This window comes from Bradyrhizobium sp. USDA 4449 (genome assembly GCF_054056275.1).
Window position 1 is genome coordinate 6,135,567 of record NZ_JBSRYD010000001.1, and the last position, 20,880, is coordinate 6,156,446.

At 62.8% G+C, this 20,880-nt stretch carries 17 protein-coding genes; 7 read left to right on the forward strand and 10 right to left on the reverse strand.

From position 1 onward, the window contains the following. Nucleotides 1-23 precede the first annotated feature (23 nt). Nucleotides 24-2,483, reverse strand: a complete 2,460-nt coding sequence (locus ACVIIW_RS28670) for a TonB-dependent receptor (RefSeq protein ID WP_456703797.1) — start codon at nucleotides 2,481-2,483, stop codon at nucleotides 24-26. Between the two features lie 85 nt (nucleotides 2,484-2,568). After that, on the reverse strand, nucleotides 2,569-2,943 hold the full coding sequence (locus tag ACVIIW_RS28675) for a DUF2946 family protein (RefSeq protein WP_456703798.1): 375 nt from the start codon (nucleotides 2,941-2,943) through the stop codon (nucleotides 2,569-2,571). Between the two features lie 821 nt (nucleotides 2,944-3,764). On the opposite strand from ACVIIW_RS28675, the gene ACVIIW_RS28680 reads away from it, so the two are divergent. From ACVIIW_RS28680 to ACVIIW_RS28690, 3 genes are read left to right on the forward strand one after another with little or no spacing between them, the layout of a single operon-like run. Next, on the forward strand, nucleotides 3,765-4,787 hold the full coding sequence (locus tag ACVIIW_RS28680; RefSeq protein ID WP_456703799.1) for a sugar ABC transporter substrate-binding protein: 1,023 nt from the start codon (nucleotides 3,765-3,767) through the stop codon (nucleotides 4,785-4,787). An 8-nt stretch (nucleotides 4,788-4,795) separates the two neighbouring features. After that, the gene (locus ACVIIW_RS28685; protein ID WP_456703800.1) at nucleotides 4,796-6,298 is read left to right on the forward strand and encodes a sugar ABC transporter ATP-binding protein; all 1,503 of its coding nucleotides are present in this window, start codon (nucleotides 4,796-4,798) and stop codon (nucleotides 6,296-6,298) included. 12 nt (nucleotides 6,299-6,310) lie between these two features. Further along, on the forward strand, nucleotides 6,311-7,339 hold the full coding sequence (locus ACVIIW_RS28690) for an ABC transporter permease (RefSeq protein ID WP_456703801.1): 1,029 nt from the start codon (nucleotides 6,311-6,313) through the stop codon (nucleotides 7,337-7,339). A 213-nt stretch (nucleotides 7,340-7,552) separates the two neighbouring features. Here ACVIIW_RS28690 and ACVIIW_RS28695 read toward each other — a convergent pair whose 3' ends face one another. The 3 genes from ACVIIW_RS28695 to ACVIIW_RS28705 all read right to left on the reverse strand — a co-directional run bounded on the left by ACVIIW_RS28695 (nucleotide 7,553) and on the right by ACVIIW_RS28705 (nucleotide 9,190). Next, the gene (locus ACVIIW_RS28695) at nucleotides 7,553-8,086 is read right to left on the reverse strand and encodes a 2'-5' RNA ligase family protein (RefSeq protein ID WP_456703802.1); all 534 of its coding nucleotides are present in this window, start codon (nucleotides 8,084-8,086) and stop codon (nucleotides 7,553-7,555) included. A gap of 123 nt (nucleotides 8,087-8,209) precedes the next feature. Next, nucleotides 8,210-8,929, reverse strand: coding sequence for a hemerythrin domain-containing protein (locus ACVIIW_RS28700; RefSeq protein ID WP_456703803.1), 720 nt, complete (start codon nucleotides 8,927-8,929; stop codon nucleotides 8,210-8,212). Nucleotides 8,930-8,980: 51 nt separating this feature from the next. Continuing rightward, the gene (locus tag ACVIIW_RS28705; protein ID WP_092228813.1) at nucleotides 8,981-9,190 is read right to left on the reverse strand and encodes a hypothetical protein; all 210 of its coding nucleotides are present in this window, start codon (nucleotides 9,188-9,190) and stop codon (nucleotides 8,981-8,983) included. A 196-nt stretch (nucleotides 9,191-9,386) separates the two neighbouring features. On the opposite strand from ACVIIW_RS28705, the gene chrA reads away from it, so the two are divergent. Further along, the gene (gene chrA, locus ACVIIW_RS28710; protein ID WP_456703804.1) at nucleotides 9,387-10,619 is read left to right on the forward strand and encodes a chromate efflux transporter; all 1,233 of its coding nucleotides are present in this window, start codon (nucleotides 9,387-9,389) and stop codon (nucleotides 10,617-10,619) included. A gap of 680 nt (nucleotides 10,620-11,299) precedes the next feature. On the opposite strand, the gene ACVIIW_RS28715 is transcribed toward chrA, so the two are convergent. Continuing rightward, complete coding sequence (locus ACVIIW_RS28715; RefSeq protein WP_456703805.1) at nucleotides 11,300-12,325, reverse strand: ABC transporter substrate-binding protein; 1,026 nt, start codon at nucleotides 12,323-12,325, stop codon at nucleotides 11,300-11,302. A 268-nt stretch (nucleotides 12,326-12,593) separates the two neighbouring features. Here ACVIIW_RS28715 and ACVIIW_RS28720 point away from each other — a divergent pair, with 268 nt between their 5' ends. Next, nucleotides 12,594-13,259 (forward strand): SGNH/GDSL hydrolase family protein, encoded by a 666-nt coding sequence (locus ACVIIW_RS28720; protein ID WP_456703806.1) that lies wholly within the window; start codon nucleotides 12,594-12,596, stop codon nucleotides 13,257-13,259. Nucleotides 13,260-13,478: 219 nt separating this feature from the next. Here ACVIIW_RS28720 and ACVIIW_RS28725 read toward each other — a convergent pair whose 3' ends face one another. The 4 genes from ACVIIW_RS28725 to ACVIIW_RS28740 all read right to left on the reverse strand — a co-directional run bounded on the left by ACVIIW_RS28725 (nucleotide 13,479) and on the right by ACVIIW_RS28740 (nucleotide 17,835). After that, nucleotides 13,479-13,943 (reverse strand): Phasin protein, encoded by a 465-nt coding sequence (locus ACVIIW_RS28725; RefSeq protein ID WP_456703807.1) that lies wholly within the window; start codon nucleotides 13,941-13,943, stop codon nucleotides 13,479-13,481. Between the two features lie 821 nt (nucleotides 13,944-14,764). Continuing rightward, complete coding sequence (locus ACVIIW_RS28730; RefSeq protein WP_456703808.1) at nucleotides 14,765-16,342, reverse strand: serine hydrolase domain-containing protein; 1,578 nt, start codon at nucleotides 16,340-16,342, stop codon at nucleotides 14,765-14,767. A 24-nt stretch (nucleotides 16,343-16,366) separates the two neighbouring features. Next, nucleotides 16,367-17,197, reverse strand: a complete 831-nt coding sequence (locus ACVIIW_RS28735; protein ID WP_456703809.1) for a tetratricopeptide repeat protein — start codon at nucleotides 17,195-17,197, stop codon at nucleotides 16,367-16,369. Then, entirely contained in the window at nucleotides 17,191-17,835 is a 645-nt protein-coding gene (locus tag ACVIIW_RS28740; protein WP_456703810.1) for a FecR family protein, read from the reverse strand. Before ACVIIW_RS28740 ends, ACVIIW_RS28735 begins: the two co-directional genes overlap by 7 nt. A gap of 264 nt (nucleotides 17,836-18,099) precedes the next feature. Here ACVIIW_RS28740 and ACVIIW_RS28745 point away from each other — a divergent pair, with 264 nt between their 5' ends. Both ACVIIW_RS28745 and ACVIIW_RS28750 read left to right on the forward strand, forming a co-directional pair. Beyond that, a complete protein-coding gene (locus ACVIIW_RS28745) occupies nucleotides 18,100-20,220 on the forward strand; it encodes a VCBS domain-containing protein (RefSeq protein ID WP_456703811.1) in 2,121 nt (706 codons plus the stop codon). Nucleotides 20,221-20,531: 311 nt separating this feature from the next. After that, nucleotides 20,532-20,876 (forward strand): hypothetical protein, encoded by a 345-nt coding sequence (locus ACVIIW_RS28750; protein WP_456705299.1) that lies wholly within the window; start codon nucleotides 20,532-20,534, stop codon nucleotides 20,874-20,876. Nucleotides 20,877-20,880 lie beyond the last annotated feature (4 nt).

The window sequence follows — 20,880 nt, forward strand, 5'->3', positions numbered from 1 at the left end:
CGCAGCCGAGAGCCCGACTCCAGTCAGAACGTGTACTTGCCGGCAAGAACAAAAGTTCGTCCCGGGAATGGATGGAACAGGAAATACTGCTCGTTGAAGAGATTATCGATGCCGAAGTCGAACGCGAAATTCTTCGTCGCGTTGTAGTGGATCTTCAAGTCCACGACGAAAAAATTATCGAAAGCGCCGTAGACGTGCGGGATGATATCCGAGTTGTCCAACGTCGAATATTGCTTGCCGCTGTAGCGCGCGGCGACGGTATAGGCCCAGCCATCATTCGGCCGGTAGGTGACGCCGAACTTGGCGCGCCAGTCTGGCACGAAGGGCACGCGCTTGCCAACGACGCTGGTCGAGCCTTTCCAGTTCGGATCGGAGATGATCCTGGAATCGACGTAAGTGAGGCTGCCGAAGATCTGCAGGCCGCTCACCAGCAAATTGTCCTTGTCGGCCGACAATTCCACGCCCTGCATGCGGATCGCAGCAACGTTGCTGACGGCGGTCTGCACCGATTGCGTTCCGGTTGCATCCGTCACGGTAGTCGATTGTGAGATCAATGCATTGTTGGTCCGCTCGCCGAACATCGTGAGCCGCACGCGGCCATCGGCCCAGCGCCGTTCAAGATTGAGTTCGCTGGTGAAGTCCTGCTCCGGTGACAGCAGCGGATTGGCGAGATAGGTGATGCCGCCCACGCTGATGTTCTGGTAGAGCTCAGTCACCGTCGGATAGCGGTACGCCTCGCCGAAATTGGCGGTGATGTTCCAGTCTTTGTTGGGATCGATCGACAGCGATGCCTTTGGCGAGAAATTGGTCGAGGACAACTCTGGCTGCCCCGTCGGCACGGCCGATGTGATGACGCCGGCGCTGGTCGTCGTGGTGTTGAGATTGAAGCCCTCGACTGCCTGCCAACTCTCCAGCCGCCCGCCTAGCGTCAACTTGACGATCGGCGTGATCTTCCAGGCGTCCTGCCCCCAGAGAGCTTCGGTCCGAGTCTCGCCGACACCGGTCGAATAGAGCTGGCCATTGCCGGTTAAGGGTGCATTGAACCAGAGCGTCGAAGCATAGACCGGATTTTCAAGCCGGTAGCGGTCGCCATGTATGCCGAAGCTGATCTCATGCGGACCATCCATGCCATCTGGGCGCCAGATGCCCTTAGCGTCCGTATTTTGCCAATTGGTGCCGTCCATTCGCGTCACCTTGCCGTTGAACGAATAGCCAAGGCCGGGCGATGGCACGACCGTAAATGGGTTGCTCAGATCGTCCTGGAGATAGTTGTAGCTTGAGGCCGCAAGGTCGAAGTCGAACACGCCCTTGGTGTCGCTCTTGAGCGAGACGGCATTGCTCACATGGAGCTGATCCCAATTGTACTTGCTGCTTGCAAAGCTGCTGATGCCGCCGAACGTCGGCAGGCCGGTTGCAATTGACTTGAGATAGGTCTGCGGGTCAGAGGTCTGATGATTGTTCCAGATGCCCAGCGAATAGGTTGCCTGCACCAGCGGCGTGATGTCGTAAGCAAGTCGCAGATTGCCGGAAGTCTGTTGCGAATGCGCCAGCACGCCGGTGCCCACCACGTTGGCGACGCCCCCGTTCTTGTTGAGGGCGGCAAAGCCACCGCTCGTACCGGCCGGGAACGAGGGGGTGGTGGTATAGGTCAGCGGCTGCTGATAGCTCTCGAGATAGTTGGCGCTGACGAGCCAGGAAAGCTTACCCTCGCGATTGCCCGCGGCGGCGCTGGTCTGGCTGGTTATGTAGGTATCCTTTGTGCCGTATTGATTCCACGGCATCACCGAGACGGTTTCCTTTGCGACCGCAAACGGTTTGTCCGGCATCCTGGATGTGATCAGCAGGACGCCGCCGATCGAATTGCCGGGATAGGCGGCCGCAAAGGGACCGTTGAGGAAATCCACCCGCCCGATCGCCTCGGGCGAGATCAAATTCCATTTTGGCGAGGCGCCGGAATTGTTGTTGCCGATCAGGGCCGAGATCAACAGATCGTCATAGTAGATCAACGAGCGCGCACTCGAATTCAAGCCCCAGCTTCGTGTCGCGAGCACGGCCTGATTGTCGCCGTCGTTGCGCTTCCGCACGAACAGGCTCGGCATGTATTTGACGGCGTCCTCGGGGTCCTTGAGGTTGATGGTTTCGTCGGCCTCCTTCGCCGTGATGCTGAAGGATCGTTGCGGCAGCCGGTAGCGCGCCACGGCCGCCGGCTGCTCAAGCGAGGCGCGCCCGCCGCGCGTGACCTGCGCCTCGGCTGCGACAACCGACGCTGGCCGCTCAACCGCCGGCTTTGCCTGATTTGTCATGGCGGCTGCCGCATGCACCGCAGGCTTGCGCGGCTTGGGTTTCACCATCGCTGGCGCATCGACGGTCACCGCGGGCAGCTCTTTTGAGCTGCTCTGGGCGAAAGCGCCGCTCGACGAGGCAAGCAGCGCGGCCTGAACGGCAACGACGCTCACGCCGCAGCGGGCATGGCGAGGTAACATGGAGCATTCCTGACGCCGGCTTTATTTCCGGCCATTCGACAGCATCAATCGCCAGCGGATCAACCGAGGCGATCACGAGAGGTCGTCAGGAGAAATGGGGAGGTCCCCGCGCCTGGGCGCTTGAATTCTTGTGGGTGGCGGGAGCAGAGGCGTCCGCTTCACGCCACACTACGCGCTCGGCGTGGCGGAAGGGAGCGGGAAGCGCAGCATGCGGTGGCGAATCGAAGGACGCGGTGGCCTGCGCAAGACAACAGATCGCGCAGATCCCGGAATGCGAGGCCGGCGAACCGCCTTGATCGTTCGGAGCGCCCTGCTCACTAATACTGTGGCAAATGACACCGGCAGGCAGCTGATCGGCAACGGTCCGACCGGCCGCCCAGCAGGCGGCAATCGGCGCCAGGACCTGCATCGCGAGCGCGAGCAGGACGAGGGGTAGGAATTTCTGCAGCCGCGCGCGCATCCACCGAACCAGTCATTCGTCTACTAACTAATCACCGCACCAGCTCCGAGTCGAGATGACTTCATCGGCCGTGTTGGGCTGGCGCAAACTTCTCGAAAATTGAGTTCGGCCGCCTCCGACTGGGATCGGCCCTCAATATCTGAGCAAGCCCGCCACCCGGAAGATCAAAAAATTCATATATTTGTCATACACTTAAGAGGAAGGCAGCGCGATCGTTTCGCCAATTGCTCGAATTTTGAACATTCGTTGCCGAAAATGATGACAAGTGAGAAAAGTTGATCTAGCATCCCTTTCGCTCAGGCTTGACCGTGAGGTCGACGTCTGGTGGTCCAAGTCTCGGGAGGAGCCCCTGGCGCGCAAAATGCAGCGTCGCCCCGCCAATCAAGATCAAATCTTAGAATCGGGGATAATAGGGTCGACACAATTTTTGAGCGGGGCTAGGGCCCCGCTCTTTTTTTATCTGCGTGGCTCATGCGCGCATGAACGCTTTCTCCAGTCCGATCGAAAACAGATCGAACTGGCGGCGTAGCCTGCGCGGACCCGCACTCTCGTCTACCGACAGCTCTTCAACGAGCGTCCCGAAGCTCGGGCGATACGCTACGCGATCTGCTCGGCGATGAATGGTCGATCGCGCAGGCACGTACGCGCTGCTCCTCCAGATCAGGCGTGCTGGCATCGCAGCGTAGCGCTTTGCGCTGCACCAACGCGATCACGATCTCGTCCTTGATTGCACGTTGAGTGGCATCAACTCTTGTGAGACACTTCGCGCATCGGTCGCGCAATCAATGACGCGCCGACGACAAAATTTATGGGAGCGAGCGATGTCCGGGACGAAAGATTTCTCGAAGACGAGGCGCGATCTTCTTCAGGCGGCTGCGACCGCCGGCGCCGCAACTGCCATCCTCGGCAGCATGGGCATAAACCCAGCACTTGCAGCTGAAGTCGGACGATCAGACAAGCCGCTGAAGGCGGCATTCTCCAACGCGGGCCTGCAGGCGACCTGGTGTGCGCAAGGCAAGCAGGCCGCGGAATTCTGGGGCAAGCTGTTCAATGTCGAGGTCACTTGGTTCGACGGACAACTCGACGCCGTGAAGCAGCGCGCAGCGATCGACAACATGGCCTCGCAGAAATGGGATTTCGTCGCGATCCAGGCCTTCGGCATAGGCACCCTTACCCAGCCCGTGCAGAAGATGATCGACGCCGGTACGCCGGTCATCGACATGGACACGCTGATTGCGCCGCTCGACCAGATCAACGTCCACTCCTTCCTCGCTCCCGACAACGAGTTCATGGGCGCTTCGGTGACCCAGGCGCTTTGCAATGCAATGGGCGGCAAGGGCAAGATCATCATGACCCAAGGCGCCCTCGGTCACACCGGCGCGCAGGGACGTGCCAAGGGCTTCGAGTCGGTCGTCAAGCAATTCCCAGGGATCGAGGTGCTCGACACGCAGCCGGCCGACTGGGACGTCTCCAAGACCGCACGCCTCTGGGAAACCTATTTGACCAAGTACCCGCAGATCGACGCGGCGTTCTTCCACAATGACGACATGGCGCTTGCCGCCGCCAACATCATGAAGGCGCACAACCGCACCAACATCCTCATTGGCGGTGTCGATGCGATGCCGCCGGCGATCCAGGCGGTGAGCGAAGGCCGGATGTTCGCAACCGTGCGCAATCCGTCCTGCCGCATCCATGGCGGCGCGATCATCGCAGGCGTCGCGGCCGTGGTCGGCGGCGAGAAGAGCGGCCAGGGCATCCCCAAGAACGTCGTCACCGACGGCCCTGTCGTGACCAAGGCCAATGCCGCCGGCATGCAGTGGATGGAAGATCACTTCCTGATCTGAAATCCTCCATGCCTGACGGTCGTCAGCCCATCCTGGAACTCCAGGGCATCACGAAGAGCTTCGGCGGCGTCGAAGCGCTTCGTGGTGTCGACTTCGCGCTTCTCCCTGGCGAGATCCATGGTCTCGTGGGAGAGAACGGCGCGGGAAAAAGCACGCTGATGAAGATCATCGCCGGCGTGCACACCGAGTTCTCCGGCCGCTTCCTGATCGACGGGGCCGAGACCCATTTCCGCTCGGCGCGCGATGCGCATGCGGCCGGCATCGCCATGGTGCATCAGGAGCTCTCGGTCGCGCCTGACCTGACGGTCGCGGAGAACGTGTTCCTCGGCAATCAGCCGACCAACGCCCTTGGCCTCGTGCAATGGCGACGGATGGCGCGTGAGGCGGGCGAGCAGCTCTCTCGCTTTGGCATCGACGTCGATCCGATGTCGCGGCTCGGCGATCTGCCGATCGGACTGCAGCAGCTGATCGAGATCGCACGCGTGCTGTTCTCCGGCGCACGAATCGTCATCCTGGACGAACCCACCTCCGCCCTCTCCCCGCCCGAGGTCGAGCGCCTGTTTGCGACGCTGCGACGCCTGCGCGAGCAAGGCACGGCCATCGTCTTCATCTCGCATTTCATCGAGGACATCCTGCGTGTCTCCGACACCGTCACGGTTTTCCGCAACGGACGGAAGGTCACGGAGACCGCGAGCGCCGCCACCACCAAGGGCGCCCTGATCGAGGCCATGATCGGTCGCGGCGGCGAGGCGCTCGAGCACAGCTATAGCGACGACCTGATGCTGCCGCGCCCTAGCGACAGCCTGGTCGTGCTGAAGGTGGAGCAGCTGTCGCTGACGCGCAGCCTCCAGGACGTCTCCTTCGAGGCCCGCGCGGGCGAAGTGCTCGGCATCTACGGCTTCATGGGGTGCGGCCAGCAGGAGCTGTCGCGCATCCTGTTCGGCAAGCTGAAGCCCGACGCGGGCACGCTGATCGTCGAGGGCAAGCCGAAGACCTTCGCCAGCACGGCGGCGGCGCGGCGCGCCGGCGTGGCGCTGGTGCCGGAAAGCCGGCGCGCCATGCTGTTTCACCAGGAGCCGGTCTTCAAGAACATCTCGATCAGCATTCTCGATCGGATCTCCTCGCTGCTGCTCAAGCCGGCGCAGGAGCGCGAGATCGCGAAGCGTCAGGTCGAGCAGTTGCAGATCCGCCCCCCCGTGGTCGGCCTCGATCTCGGCATGCTCTCGGGCGGCAACCAGCAGAAGGTTGCGCTGGCGAAATGGCTGACCTACCCGCCCAAGCTGCTGGTGCTGTGCGAGCCGACCCGGGGCATGGATGTCGGCGCCAAGAACGACGTCATCAACATCGTCCGCGACCTCCGCGCCAGGGGGCTCGCCATCATCGTGCTGTCGACCGAGCCGGAAACGGTGCTGTCGCTGGCCGACCGCATCCTCGTGCTCAAACGCGGAGCGGTGGTGCGGGAATTCAAGAACGAGCCGGTCAGCAAGGACCGCCTGCTGGAAGCGGCGTGACGGAGATGCACAATGGCGAGCAGTGAGACGGCAGCAGCGACAGGTCAGCGCACCAAGGGCGTCGCGCCCTTCCTGCGCTCGCAGATGCGCAACATCGCGCCGTTCCTGACCCTGATCTTCCTCTCCGCCTTCTTCGCCTTCGCCAGCCCCTCCTTTGCGACGATCGACAATCTCGGCAACATCCTGACGCAGGTGTCGGTGACAGGCGTCATCGCCGTCGGCCTCACCTTCGTGATCCTCTGCGCCGAGATCGACCTCTCGATCGCCAGCGTCGCCAACGTCACCGGGATCGCGGTCGCCTATTTCACGCTGCAGGAATCCTACGTCAACATTCCCAACGTCCCGCTGCCGGGCGCCGCCGCGATCCTGCTCGCCGTCTTGCTCTGCGCGGCTCTCGGCCTCGTCAACGCGCTGGGGCTGACCGTGATCGGCATCCCCTCCTTCATCATGACGCTGGCGATGATGCAGATCGCGGCGGGCATCTCGGCGCTCCTGGTGCGCGGCCAGATCGCCTACAAGGTGCCGAGCCTGATCTCGACGCTCGGCTCCGGCTCGATCGGCGGCATCCCCTGGATCGTCATCGTCGCGGCCATCATGCTGCTCGCCGGCCACCTGGTACTGACCTACACGCGCTTCGGCCGCTACGTCTACATGGTCGGGGGAAACCGCGAGGCTGCCGAATATTCCGGCCTCAACGTCAAGCTCATCCTCGGTGCGGTCATGGTGATCTCGGCGGTGTGCTCCGGCATCGGCGGCATGCTGGGCGTTGCCCATTTCGGCAGCGCGCAGCAGAACGAGTTCGACACCTACCTGCTCGACTCCATCGCCGCCGTCGTCGTCGGCGGCACCAGCCTGTTCGGCGGCCGCGGCGGCATCGGCAACACCATCGTCGGGCTTTTCGTCCTCGGTGTCCTCAATAACGGCCTCGACCACGTCAACATCGACAGCTTCCTGAAGATCCTGATCCGCGGCGTGATCCTGCTGGCGGCGCTGATCATCAACGTCTACGCCCAGCGGCTGAGGGAACAAGCAGCGGAGTAGAAAGCCGCAAATCCAAAGCCGCGAAAACAACCCCATGCACAGTACAATTCATTGCGGAGTTTGACGCGGGAGGGCTTGCGCCGTTTCCGAAATCAAGTTTGACACGTCGGGCAAAACAGGAGCATGATGTCATCATGCCATCGTGCCGCAGCCGGAGATCGCGGGCGGCGCAAAGCCTCCCGGCATAGAACCAGGCGCAACATGGCGCCTGACCTACGAAGCGCTGCGACCGCAGGCCAAGCTTTGCACCACTTTGACAGGACGGAAGCTCACCAATTCGACGCGGTCGAGAACGCCCGTAATCGGCTCCCACAATGACAGGAGAACTTTGAGAGCCGGACCCGGGTCCGGCAAGACGCCGGACAACGTCACGTGAGGTACCCAGAATCCCGGTCTATAATGCGCATCAACCTTCAGATCAGGAAGAGCAGCTTGTATGGCCTGATGCCGGGCAAGCAACTCGGCCGTCACAACAGGCACCGCCCATAAAACAGCGCCGCCTCCTGGAAAAACGCCGAGTCCGCTCAGGCGAACAGGAAGGCTCTCCCAATCGCGGCAGGTGTTTTCAAGCGCCGCGCGTAGTCCGTTGAGGGGCGTTTCGTCGGGGTAGATCGCCAGGGTGATATGCGGAGCGTAGCCAAGCTGGTCGCGATCGGAGTCGATCCCGTCGGCCGCAAGCTTGCGCCACATCGCTTCGATCGGGACAGAACTGTCGGGATCAAAGCAGAGGGTAATCGCAACCGGCATGGGTGTGATACTAACATCGCCAGCTCGCGCCCAGCAACTCGCTCGGTGCTCGCCCGGCGCCGGTATTTGCAACGACGATGCCGTTGCGTCGGGGGTGGACGGGTTAGCACACCGATCCCTGCATCAGCTCGGCGTGAACTGGCTGAGGTCGTGAATGCCCATCTGCTGCTCCAGCTGGGCCACGCGGGCCGCCATCTTCTCGAAGCCGTCATCTCCGAACAGTTGATGCTCTTTCCTTTCGAAATCCTCGGCCATCGCGTCGTACTCGTTCGCCGAGACCACGTCTTTGAGCTTCGGAAAAAGATCGGTGTCCTCGCGGGCCGCATGTGGCCGGTACATCGTGATGAAGGATTGCATCGCATTGACCAGCTGCTTGCGGTCGTCGGCATTGCTCCGGCCTGATGGCGCGAGCTTCAGGATAGTTTCCGTGACCTTCCGGCCCGCGTCGTGCTGGCGTAGCAGGGTGTTCACCAGATCGGTCATCTGGCCGGCTTTCCTGAAACGCGGAAAGACGTGCTCCTCCTCCGATTTTTCGTGATAGTTGTTGATGAAATCTCGGATGATGCCGGCGGATTGCGTGATCAGGCCGGGGTCGAAGTCCTCGTTCGACGAAAACTTTCGGATGCCGGCTTCGTAGAGCAATAGCACGCGATCGAGCACGCCATGCTCCCGCATCAGGTCTTCGGGCGGGGTGACCTCCTCCTGCTTCTCCGCAGCCTTCTGCTTGCCGCCACCCTTCCGCCCGGCAAAAGCGGGCCTCGTGAGAACGGCCGGAGCCGCCACCGCGGCCAGCGCTCCCAGGTGCAAGAGCAGACGGCGCTTGCCTGGCACAACGACGTTCATCGTAGCTCTCCCTGGATGCGCTCAACCATGCGGACGGCCTCGCCGAATCGATCAGCGCCAGGCCTTTTCGTTCTTCTGCTCGTAATCCCTGAAAGCCTTCTCGAGGCCACCCAAAACCTCGGCTGAGGTCTCGAACATCGCCTTCAACTGCGGTTCGTCGACCTTCTGGATGTCCTCGCGCAGATGATTCCTGATATCCTGCAGCGCCTTCTGCATCTTGTGGGTATGGTGTCGGGGATCGCGGTCTGCCGCACTTGCCATGGCCAGTCTCCTATGCTGCCAAGTTGGCTCCGCCAGACTTGGAATAAGGTCTGTCGCGACGGCGCATCAACGGATGGGTGGAGACGACGTTCCAATCACTTCGACGAGACCGCATGAAGTTCAGGGATTTGCCGACCGGGTTGAATATCGTTGACCGAAGCCCGATAAACGCGTTCCGGAATCGGGTCGAACGTCCGTGAGCAACCTCCATCCGCCAACCGACATCTCCCTCAGCCAACGGTCGCCCGCCGGCTCGCCGCTGGAGGTTCTGCGCATCTTCCTGAAACTCGGGCTCACCTGTTTCGGCGGCCCGATCGCGCATATCGGTTATTTTCGTGACGAGTTCGTCGTGCGGCGGAAATGGATCGACGAGCACGCCTATGCCGATCTGGTCGGGCTGTGCCAGTTCCTGCCGGGTCCCGCCAGCAGTCAGGTCGGCTTCTCGATCGGCCTGATGCGCGCCGGCTATCCCGGCGCGCTTGCCGCGTGGGCCGGGTTTACCTTGCCGTCGGCCGCCATTCTCGTGCTGTTCGCCTACGGCGCGGGCGCGCTGGGCGGACCTGTCGGCGCCGGCCTGCTGCACGGATTGAAGCTCACGGCGGTCGCCATCGTGGCGCAGGCCGTCTGGGGCATGGCGCGCAACCTCTGCCCCGATCGCGAGCGCGCGTCGATCGCCGTCGTGGCAGCGCTCATCATCCTGTTCAGCACGGCATCGATCGCCCAGATCGGCGCGATCATCCTCGGTGGGCTCGCCGGCCTCTGGCTATGCCGCAGCCATGCGCCGGTGCCGTCAGGGCATGTCGAGATGCCGGTCTCACGCACGGCGGGGCTGATCACCCTCGGCGCCTTCTTTGTCCTGCTGGCAGGCCTCCCCTTGCTGCACGTGCTGACCGGCTCAACGGGTGTTGCCCTGTTCGAGGCCTTCTACAGCTCCGGCGCCCTCGTGTTCGGCGGCGGCCACGTTGTGCTCCCGCTGCTCCGCGAAGCCTTCGTCGCCCCGGGCTGGCTGACCGACGATGCCTTCCTCGCCGGTTACGGCGCGGCGCAGGCGGTGCCCGGCCCACTCTTCACTTTTGCGGCCTACCTCGGCACGGTCGTCGCTCCGCAGCCGCATGGCGTGGCCGGGGCAGCGCTCGGGCTTGTCGGCATCTTCCTGCCGGGAATCCTGATCCTGCTCGGCGCGCTGCCTTTCTGGGACTCGTTTCGGAAGCGTGCCGGCGCCCAGGCCATGATGCGCGGCGTCAACGCCGCGGTGGTCGGCGTGCTCGGTGCTGCGCTTTACAATCCGGTCTGGACCACCACCGTGCACTCGCCGCAGGATTTCGGCATCGCGCTTGTCGGCTTCGTCCTGCTGATCGCATGGCGCGCGCCTCCGCTGGTGGTGGTTGCGTTCAGCGCGGCTGCGGGAACGGCGATGGCGCTGGTTTGAGGTTGGGGCCGGTCTACGAACAAGCGGCTATTCCATCGGCGAGCTTCGTGGTTCTGCTGGCGCCGCTTGGCATCGCTGCCGTCCACGTACCCAACTCATCTGCATCATCAAAGGGATAGCAAAATCAGGCTCAGCAGTCGCAACACCTACGATCACCGAACCTGAGCGCCAAGCGGACACATGAGCATGCGGCAGCAGTGCTTGAGTGGCGCTATATGGCAGAACCACGCAATTGCGTAAGCCCTTCTTCGATCGCGGGTGTGGCGGGTCATGTTCGCGCGGATCGGGATCATACGAGCGCCGGACCGGGGAGCGAGTCGGAAGGCAAATCAGACCCGGCAGTCGCAACACCCCTACGACCACCGGGCCTGAGCGCCAGCCATTACGATTACGGTATCAAAACAGCGGCAGTGTCACTGATATGCGGGCGCCGTTCCGTTCGTTTTCCGACCCTAGCCGATCCGGAAGACTACCTGTTCCAGTAGCGGAACGCTCGCGTTCGCAACATGTTCGGTGATTGCGCCGTCAAAGGCCCGGGATCAAAGCCGGCGGTCATGTCTGCGCGGGATCAAGAGCGGCTGTCGGAGCGAGCAGGCTCGCGTGTCCGCCGTCGAAAGCCGACAGGACGATGGGATCAGCGCGGTTCGGCCAAGGGCACACAATCGGACTCATCCGCATGGCTAGTCGATAATCTCATCGGCGCGCGCAAGCAATGTGAACGGCGGCTCCAACCCCAGAGCTTTGGCAGTCTTCAGGTTTAGGATGAACTCCACCCGTGTCGAGAGTTGCACGGCGAGATTGGCCGGTATCTCGCCCTTGAGTATTCGCCCGGCGTAGATGCCCGCATGATAATAGGAATCGCTGATGTCGCCGCCATAGCTCATTGCGCCGCCAGCCAACACAAAGTCGCGATACTGATAGATAGCCGGAAGCTTGTATTCGAGAGACCTCGCACCGAGTGCAGCGGCGCGGCTCGTAAACAGCGGGTCGGTGCCGATGACCATTCCAGCGACAGCACCGGCAACGTTTCTGAAGGTCTCGTTGATCTCCTCATCGGTGCTCGCGTGAAACATCATCAGCCCAATGCCCAAAGCTCCGGCCGCCGCTTTTACTCCGCTCTCAACCGCCGATGTCAGGGGATTAGCCGGATTCGTTAGCAGCCCAAGCGAATGCCTGTCCGGCAAAAGTTCATGCAACAGTTCCAAACGTTTCGGCGCCGTATCGACGTTGATGTGGGCCGCGCCCGTGACATTACCGCCCGGGCTGTTGAGGCTGGTCACCAATCCGGTCCTGACGGGGTCGCCGCCGATCGCAAATACGACGGGAATGGTTGCGGTCGCCGACTTTGCGGCCAGCGCCGACGGCGTCGCAGCCGCCAAAATCAGGTTAACTCGTCGCTCAGTTAACTGGGCCGCAAGCGCAGGCAGCCGATCATAGTGGTCGTCTGCCCACGCGTACTCGAAGCCGACATTCTGTCCTTCGAAATAGCCCGTTTCGCTCAACCCTTTTCGAAAGGCCGCTATCATCGGACCATAGTCTCGAGCTGTTGAGCTTCCGAGGATGCCGATAACGGGGGGCGACTGCTGTGTCCGTGCGTCCATCTGCCACAATGTGGCGCCGCTCGATACCAATAGCCTCACGAACTCCCGCCGCCGCATGTATCCACCTTTGAGGACCACGCTAATGGCTGGCCAGACTAGCACCATGCGGGGGCTCGTGGGAGCAATAAGGAACCCTTTGCGTTCCAACCGCAATGCCGGCCAAGCCAAAGCGCATGCGTCGCCGCCAGAAGCCAAAGCCATGAAAGAAAATCAGGTCTAGCAGACGAGCTGTTTGCTACCCCCTTTGGACGCGAACACGCGCGATGCATACCTCACGATCATTTTGCTGATCGTTGGCGGATTGTCTTAACCGTCACCGGCCTATCATTCGCGGTTTGAACCATCGGTGTGTTCGAGTGCGCCCATGAACCGAATGATTCTCGGCTTTGCAGTCCTCGCGATCGGCGCTCTTTCGATCGTGACCTCCATCGTCAAAAAGCAGGCCTTTGCGGAGTCGCACCGTCGAAGCCGGCAAAACATCCTTTATTACACGCTGAGCCGGACCGATAATCCCATCATCGTTCTCGGTGACAGCATTGTCGAAGCGTCGACCCTGCCGCGCGAGCTCTGCGGACATGCGATCATCAACGCCGGCCTGGAGGGCGCCTCGACGACAAGCGATTTGGGCGGCTGGCTGATGGATGTGCTCGACGGCAAGCCCGCGGCCGCTATCGTGATCGCGCTGGGGATCAACGACGCGTTGGGGGCGGCACGGGACCTGCAGCAGTTCGAGGCCAACTACAGCTCGCTCGTAGCCACGCTTTCGAAGGCTACGGCCCATGTGATCGCGCTGGGAATTACGCCACTCGATGCCTCACCTCGTCTCTCCGCCGAGACGCAAACGAAAGCGGCGCCGCTCATCGATAGCTACAATGCCGCTCTGCCGGCACTCGCCGTCCGCCGCGGCGCGACCTTTGCTGCCTTGCCCCCGCTGCCGACGCCGCACACGATTGACGGAGTACACCTGAACGCCGCCGGGTATCAGCTTTGGAATAAGGCCGTTGTGAAGGGAGCATCGGTCTCATGCGACTCGAAATGAAACCAGCGGCTGCCGCAATTGGATCAAACAAGCTTACGGAATTGGAGCTGTTACGCTTTTCGTTTAGGCGGGCGCCAGTTCCCATCTATGTCAACGCCCTCTTCTGCGCCCGCCGGCGCGAGCTGTTCCAAACGGCGATGGTCGGACGCGCCGTCAGTCTTTCACGAGAGCGCCAGAGCTGCTCGGCAGTCGAGCCAGCGACCTGGATGGTTCGATGCGTCAGAACGGATACGCCGCCAATTCTTTCCAATGCCGCCCCGACATCTCGATCCGTCTGCTCGTAAATTCCGTAACGAGCGCGGAAAATTCAGTTGACGACCTGATCGCCAGAAGCCTCAGACCGAATTCGAAAGCAAATCGCACGTTGGCCTGGCTTATCTCAAGAAGCTTGGCTTGATACGGCGGCAGGTTTGAAATCGCTGAAGCGGCGGCTTTCGTTGGAGCGCGATCCCTCATCTTCTGACTGATGTCATCTGGTAAGGCATCCACCGATGCCTCGATGATGGGAGCTTCGCCTTTCGGATCGTCATGAAGCCTGCGAGGCGGTTCAGCCGATACTTTCGCAGAGCGGAGAACATTCTCTTTCGGGCTTTTAACACTGGCCTGCTTGTTCCGTTGAGCCCGCGCGGCGGTTTTCGGATTGGGCACGTGCTTCGACGCCGTCGTCTTCTTGCGTTTGCTCATCTGACGCTCCAAAACACGGGTGAGGCGACCACGATGGTCATTTCGGACGAGACAACCGGCTTTGTGAGGCGGCGTTCCAATCCACGGACGGCAGGAGTCCGTATGAACCGAGATCAAACAAGCCTGCAGTACTCGGAGCGCACCTTCGAAAGCGACCTCCCCTGCCGCGATTGATGGTTCATAGCGCTGGAGCCAAGGGCTCCGACGTCGAAGCTCATCTTTTTGTAGCTACTTTCGTCGACGCCGGTTCCGCTTAATGGCTGGACGTGAGCTCAGCTTACTCAATCTATTCGCATTCGCTGCCACGCGCCGCCTATATCGTCGAACTATGTCTTCGCTCGAAGCGCCAGCCATGAGGTCCGCGGCGGACCCGATTGCTTCCGCTACCTTTTCACGGACCATTAGCCTGGCTTCCCGGCGTGCGCGTTTTCCGCCAGCCATCAGCTTCAACATTCGAAGCCCAATGACCTCGTTGGCCTCAAGGGCCAGCATCATCCAGGACTGGAGCAGCCTATGTTTTCCAGCTCGCCGCAATATGGTTGCTCCTCTGGTCCTCTCCCTTAGCGCCAGCATTCACCTCGCCGTTCGCGATGTCGCATCGCGAGTTGGTCGGCTCGCCGGAAGAGCGGATCGTCATCCATCTGCCCACAAGAGTGCGTTGCTGCACTTGGTTCCTATTCACTTCGGGAATCAAGCCACTGTGCTGTCGGCTTTGGGGCAACATGCGAAGAACTCAGAGCGAGCAAATCCAATCCGCTCAGCAGCAAGGCGCGGCCTTCGCCAGACGCCATCCTTGGCCAGCCTGCCGATCTGCATGCAGATCACTGAGGCAGGGCCACCCCGTCGATTTGCATGACACCAAGCTGGTCGAACAACTCGATCCGTTGACCATTCAGCACCGGAATGTAGCAGCGACGACTGGCGCCCGAGTTCAGGATACAGAGCTTATCCTCCGCGACCGTCCATGTCCCGGCTGCAGCTCCAAGAAACTCTTTCCAGTGCGGATAGGTCATCCGGCCGTCGGGCTCGAATCGCATTGTGAACGGACCATCCCTGAGCTTGGGACCGAAGCTGATCGTCTTGCCCTGCAATCTTGCAGCCAGGGTCTCTCCTGTCGGTCGTTCGCCGATCGCTGCCGTGAGCGAGGCATCGGGCCCCGGATCATAGCCCTCGGCCTTCAGGATCAGCCAGAAGAGCCTGGCAAAACTGCGCATGGAAGGTTCGGTGTAGGGCGTGTCGTGGTCGACACGATGCACCACGACGAGGTCGAGTACGGGCACGACCAAGGCGTATTGGCCGCCTTGACCTTGGGCCCAAAAGCTGCCCTCGGGCAAAGTCACCGTCGGCGCAACGGCACCGCCCAAAAAACCGGTCCACCAGAGATAGCCATAGCCCGGCCCGAACGCCGCTCTCGAATAGGCACGCGTGCTCTCTTCCACCCACTCCCGCGGCACGATCTGGTGTCCGGCCCAATTGCCCCTGTGCAGATAGAGAAGTGCAAAACGCGCCAGGTCCCGTGCGCTCATGCGGATCTCATAGGCGGGGTGGATCGACGCTTCGCCGCGGACGTAGCTGCCGTCCTGTGGCCGGTAGTCCTGCATGCCGATTGGCTTTGCGATCTTCCGGTCGAGCGCCTGGAAGATGCCGGTGCCAGTTGCGTGCTCGTAGATCGTGCCGAGCGCGTTGAAATCCCAATTGTTGTAATACCAGAAGGTGCCGTGCGGGTGGCTGCCGCGCGGCGGTCGCATCTTCGCCATGTCCGGCGTCTCATAGAGCGCCGCGTGGTAGACCCCGGAACGCGCTTCGAGGAGTTCGCGCACCGTCGCGCCCTTCTCGCTCCCGGTCAGGCCAGGCGGGTTATCGTCGATGCCGAGTTCGCCAAGCGTGCTGTCGAGGTTGATCAGGTGATCCGACACGGCGATGCCGATCAGGGCGCTGAGCAGGCTCTTGCGAACTGAAGCGACTTCCATTGGCTTCGTCGTGTTGCCCCACTCGGCCACCACCTTTCCGTGCTGAACGATCACAACCGCGCTCGAGCGAATCTGATCCGAAAAGGATCGCGCTTGCGCCAATACGGATTCCGACCAGCCCAACTCTGCAGGAGTGACGCGCTCCCACTCCGCTGCCGGGAAGCCATCTTCAGCCGTGGCAGGCCCGAACCGAACCAAAGCGCCGAGCATCACGACGGCGAAAACAATCTGGCGAATATGCATTGGATTCCCACCCGCTGCGAGCTTGACCTGATCGCTGCCACAATACTCATCAACGGAGCTACACAACGCCTGATGAAATATCTTCTTCGGATTCCAGTTAACGCATTCCCGCAGCGACGCAACCGGCGCGATGTCCGCAACGAATGTCGAAGCCGGCGTTGGCCGGCCAGCTTCGCACAATTTCATTTCATGGAGATCTTGCGCTGAAATCTAGCGCACGCCGTAGCGTGCGAACTGCTCGACGACGTCCGGCCTTGCGAGCTTCGCGGCTGCGACGTCGGCGTCACCGGATGCGGACTTGCCGCGCCTGATCTTCGCGAGCCCGCGGCCGTACAGCGCGAGGGCGAGCTTCGGATCGATGCGCAGGGCCGCGTCGTAGTCGGCGATCGCGGCCTCCAGGCGCCCTGACCTCAGATAGGCCAGCGCGCGAGAATCGTAGGTCGCCGCCGTGTGGGCGCCGCCTGCGAGGGCCCTGTCGCAGGCGGTCACCGCGGCTTGAGGATCACCCGTGCTCGCCCGGATCCAGCAAAGTCCGCTCCAGGCTCCCTCCAGGTCGGCGTTCAGGCGCACCGCCTCGGCGTAGTCGCGCTCCGCGCGCCCCGGATCGTCCTTCTTCAGCCAGGCCTCAGCGCGGTTGGCGAGCGCCCTGGCGTAGTCCGGCCGCAGGCCGATGGCCCGGTCGAGGTCCTCGATCGCGGCGTCGTAGTCGCCCCTTCTAAGTCTGGCCGCGCCGCGGTTGTTGAGGGACCTGGCGGAGCGCGGGTCGATGGCGACGGCGCTCTCGAAGTCGGCGATGGCGCGGTCGTAGTCGGCCTTCTCGACATAGGCGCTGCCGCGGTTGTCGTAGGCCGTGGCCAGCGAGGCCGATCCGCCGCGGCCGGCCTCAATGAAGGCCGAGCAGGCCTCGATCCTCGTCTGCGGCGCAGCGGCGCTGTTGCACAGCTCAACGTTCCGGAACTGCGACTCGTTCGGCTTCTGAGCCGCGGCCGGCGTCAGCGCCAGGATCAGGAAGGACGCGGTCGCAAGGCGCGCGCTCAGCATCCCCGGCAGACGCCTGTGCCGCGGTCGGCCCTGCGCTCCCAGCCCAGGGCCGGCGGGACCGCCGCACGCCGCTTCGGAACGCCGCTCTTGTCGAGCACGCGCTCCTTGCCCTCCTCGATGAGCGTGGAGAACCTGACGCTGCCGTCGTCAGCGATCTCGATATGCGGCGTGGTGCCTCGGATTCCCATGGTCGCCACGGGGGTATCGACCTTCATGTCGCCGTTCTTGGCCACGGCGCCGGCGACGAAGGTGGCGGTCCCCCTGGTCAGGTTGAAGAGGCTCGCGTTCGATTTCGCATCAGGGTCGTAGACGAATTCGTTCAGCTCCATGCTGGCGTTGCTGGACAGGTTGAACGAGCTGCCGTCGGCGAAATTAATGCCGAGCTTGCCGTCGGCCCCGGTCTTGACCACGTCGCCCCGGTAGACGGGATCGCCGACCTTCGCGCCAGCCTTGTCGTCGGAGAGGACGACCTGCGCGACCGTCGCGGAGACATGTTCGACCGTCACCTTGCCGGTTGCGGTCACGATCTTGCCGATCGGCTTGAGGTCGGTGGATCTGTTCTGCGCCAGCACCGATTGAGACCCCGCGAGGGCGATCCACAGGCCCGCGAGTCCCGCCATCGTCCGCCGTCCGTTCATGCATCCGCTCCCCTTGCGAGAGAGCCCCATCGAATGATGGCAGAGCGCCGGACGGCGGACCAGCGCAGTCCCTCGGAGTACCCCTTAATAGTCACGATGGGCTTGGCCTTCGGTGCGATTGACGTTGCCTAAATGGGGTATTCCCGGGCGCGGTATCGGGGGCGGATGCCGCGGCGTCGAAACGATCAAGACGACAACATGCGAGGCCTCGGAATGTCGCCCGCTCGGATCTTTGACGATCTCCGCCGCCGGCCCGACCGGCACATGGCTCCGCCCGCTGGCCTATCTGGCGTCGCCGTGCTGACCGGCGGCGTGTCGTTCGTCGCGCTGATCCTGTCGGGGCTGAGGGAGGTCTGGGGCGCCGACCCCGATCTCGCGCTGTTCGACCGCGGCGACATCACCTACAAGGACTTCGCGCACGGCTCCTTCGAGCTCGTCACGAAGGAGGCCGTGCCACGCCACATCATCGTCGACGACCCCGGGCAGACGGTTGTGCTCGAAAGACACGGGTCGTCGGTCGGCCTCACCCAGGTTGCCAACACCGCCTCGCGGATGGAGGATCTGCAGAGCCAGCAGCAGGATGTGCTCGCGAACTATTCGAAGGAGCATGGGCCGCCCGGATCCAGCACGCCGCCGGGCGAGACGGGCGATCAGTCGCCGCAGCCGATCAATCTGATCGGGCCGGACGGCCCGACGTTGCAGCACGCGCTGCCCCCGCTCGTGATCCCGGCGAGCTTCGTTCCGGACGCACCGCTCATCCATTCGCCGCCGACGCTGACGCTCGGCGCGGGGGTGGTGGAGGTGGACACCTTCAGATTCGACGAGTTCTCCGCGAGCAGCGGCAGCTTCTCGGCCACGAGCTTCAGCTCCGGTTCCGCGCCGACCTTCGGCATCGCCGGCGGGATCACCGGTCCTTTCACGATTGCCGGCGCGAGCTTCGACGTCGAGAAACCCGGCTCCTTCGGCGTGCTCTACGTGAACAGCCATACCGGCGCTTACACCTACGTTCCGAACGACGGCGCCATCAACGCGCTGAAGGCACCGACCACCGACAACTTCACCATCACGGCCTCCGACGGCTTCGCATCCGCGGACCAGACCTTCAGCATCCACATCAACGGCGCGGACGACGCGTCCGTGATCGCCGGCGCCACAGCCGGATCGGTCGCTGCGGTCCCGACGACTTTCGCCGCGGCCTTCGCCGGTCACGATGCCCCGGCCGCGCCGACCGCGAGCGGTACGCTGACCGACACCGACGTCGACGATCCCGCCAACACGTTCACGGCGGTGAGCACGCCGCACGCCAGCGACCACGGCTACGGCACCTTCACCATGACGACCGACGGACACTGGACCTACACGCTGGACGACGCGAATCCGGCGGTGCTGGCGCTGAGGGCTTGCGACACGGCGACCGATACCTTCACCGTGACCACGATCGGCGGAACGCCGCAGACGATCACGGTGACGATCCAGGGCGCCGACGACCCGTCCGTCGTATCCGGAGACACGCATGGTTGCGTGGTCGAGGCCGGCGGAGTCGACAATTCGGAACACGGCGTCCCGGTCGCGGTCGGCGTGCTGACGGCCGTTGACGTCGATGGACCTCCGGATGACTTCAAAGCAGTACCGTGTCCCGAAAGGAGCGATCACGGCTACGGCAGTTTCACGATGACGGACGACGGCCACTGGACCTACGCGCTCGACAATGGCAATTGCGCGGTCCAGGCGCTCAACGTCGGCGACAGTCTTACCGACAGCTTCACGGTGAAGACCGCGGACGGGACCGCGCAATTGGTGACGGTCACGATCGAGGGCAGCAATGACGCCGCGACGATCTGCGGCCAGGCGTGCGGACACGTGATCGAGCCGAGCAACCCCTGTGCCCCGCCGCCGAGCGCCTCCGGCACCCTGACCGACAAAGACGTGGACAATCCGAACGACACCTTCACGGCGACGGCGTGCCCGCAGGCCAGCGAGCACGGCTACGGCAGTTTCACCATGACCGCCGGAGGCGTCTGGACCTATACGCTCGATCCGGCCAATCCGGCGGTCGAGGCCCTGCGATCCTGCGACACGTTGATCGACTGCTTCACAGTGACGACCATCGACGGCACGCCCAAGGTCGTGACGGTGGCGATCCAGGGCGCCGACGATCCGCACGACCAGTCCTTTCATTTCAAGGAGGACGCAGCCCCGCTCGCTCCAGCGAGCGCAGCCGCCGCGGCGGCGCCGGACCCGGTCCCGCCGGCCGTCCAGGCGGAGCCGCCCGCGCCGCATCCGACCGAACCCGGGTCGGACGTCTGGCATCTCGCCGGACAATTGGACGGCGCCGTCCACGGCGGCCTGCCTCTCCTGGCGCCGCATCACGACCTTATCGTCTGAGAGGCCGGTCTGCCTCGGTGACCGTTTTGACTCCGCGCCCAAAGGTGGCCCAGGGGGCGCACCCACGAGTAAGCACCGTTGGCTTCTCAGCGAAACAGCCGCGGACATGCGGAGTAACCCTTTCGCCGTCTGGAATCAGACTCACGTGCTGATACCATTTTGCAATAGCTTGACCTTGGGACCCGCCTCCGTCGGGCATGAATGGATAGCGAAAGGGACCGCGGAGGAGCTTCGCCCCGTATCGCCTTGTCGGACCGCCCGTCCATTTGAGAGAGATCGATGGGGTAAATGAAAAGTTGTTTGGTCGCACTCTGATCGCCAGCACGTTCGCGGGCTGCACCGCGCTTGCCGTGGGGCTTGCCGAAGCCCGCGACGACGGCCGGTATGCGAACTCGCTGCTGAAATCGTGGTTCGGCAGCCTGCACAGCAAGCGCGGCGAGCAATGCTGTGCAGACGTGGACGGCATTGCAATCTCTGACGTGGATTGGGACACCACGGGCGGCCACTATCGCGTCCGCATCAGCGGCGAATGGGTCGATGTACCCGACGAGGCCGTCATCACCGAGCCGAACCGCGCCGGGCGCACCATGGTGTGGCCGTTTTACCTTGACGGCCATCCAATCGTACGCTGCTTCATGCCCGGAAGCATGACCTGAAATT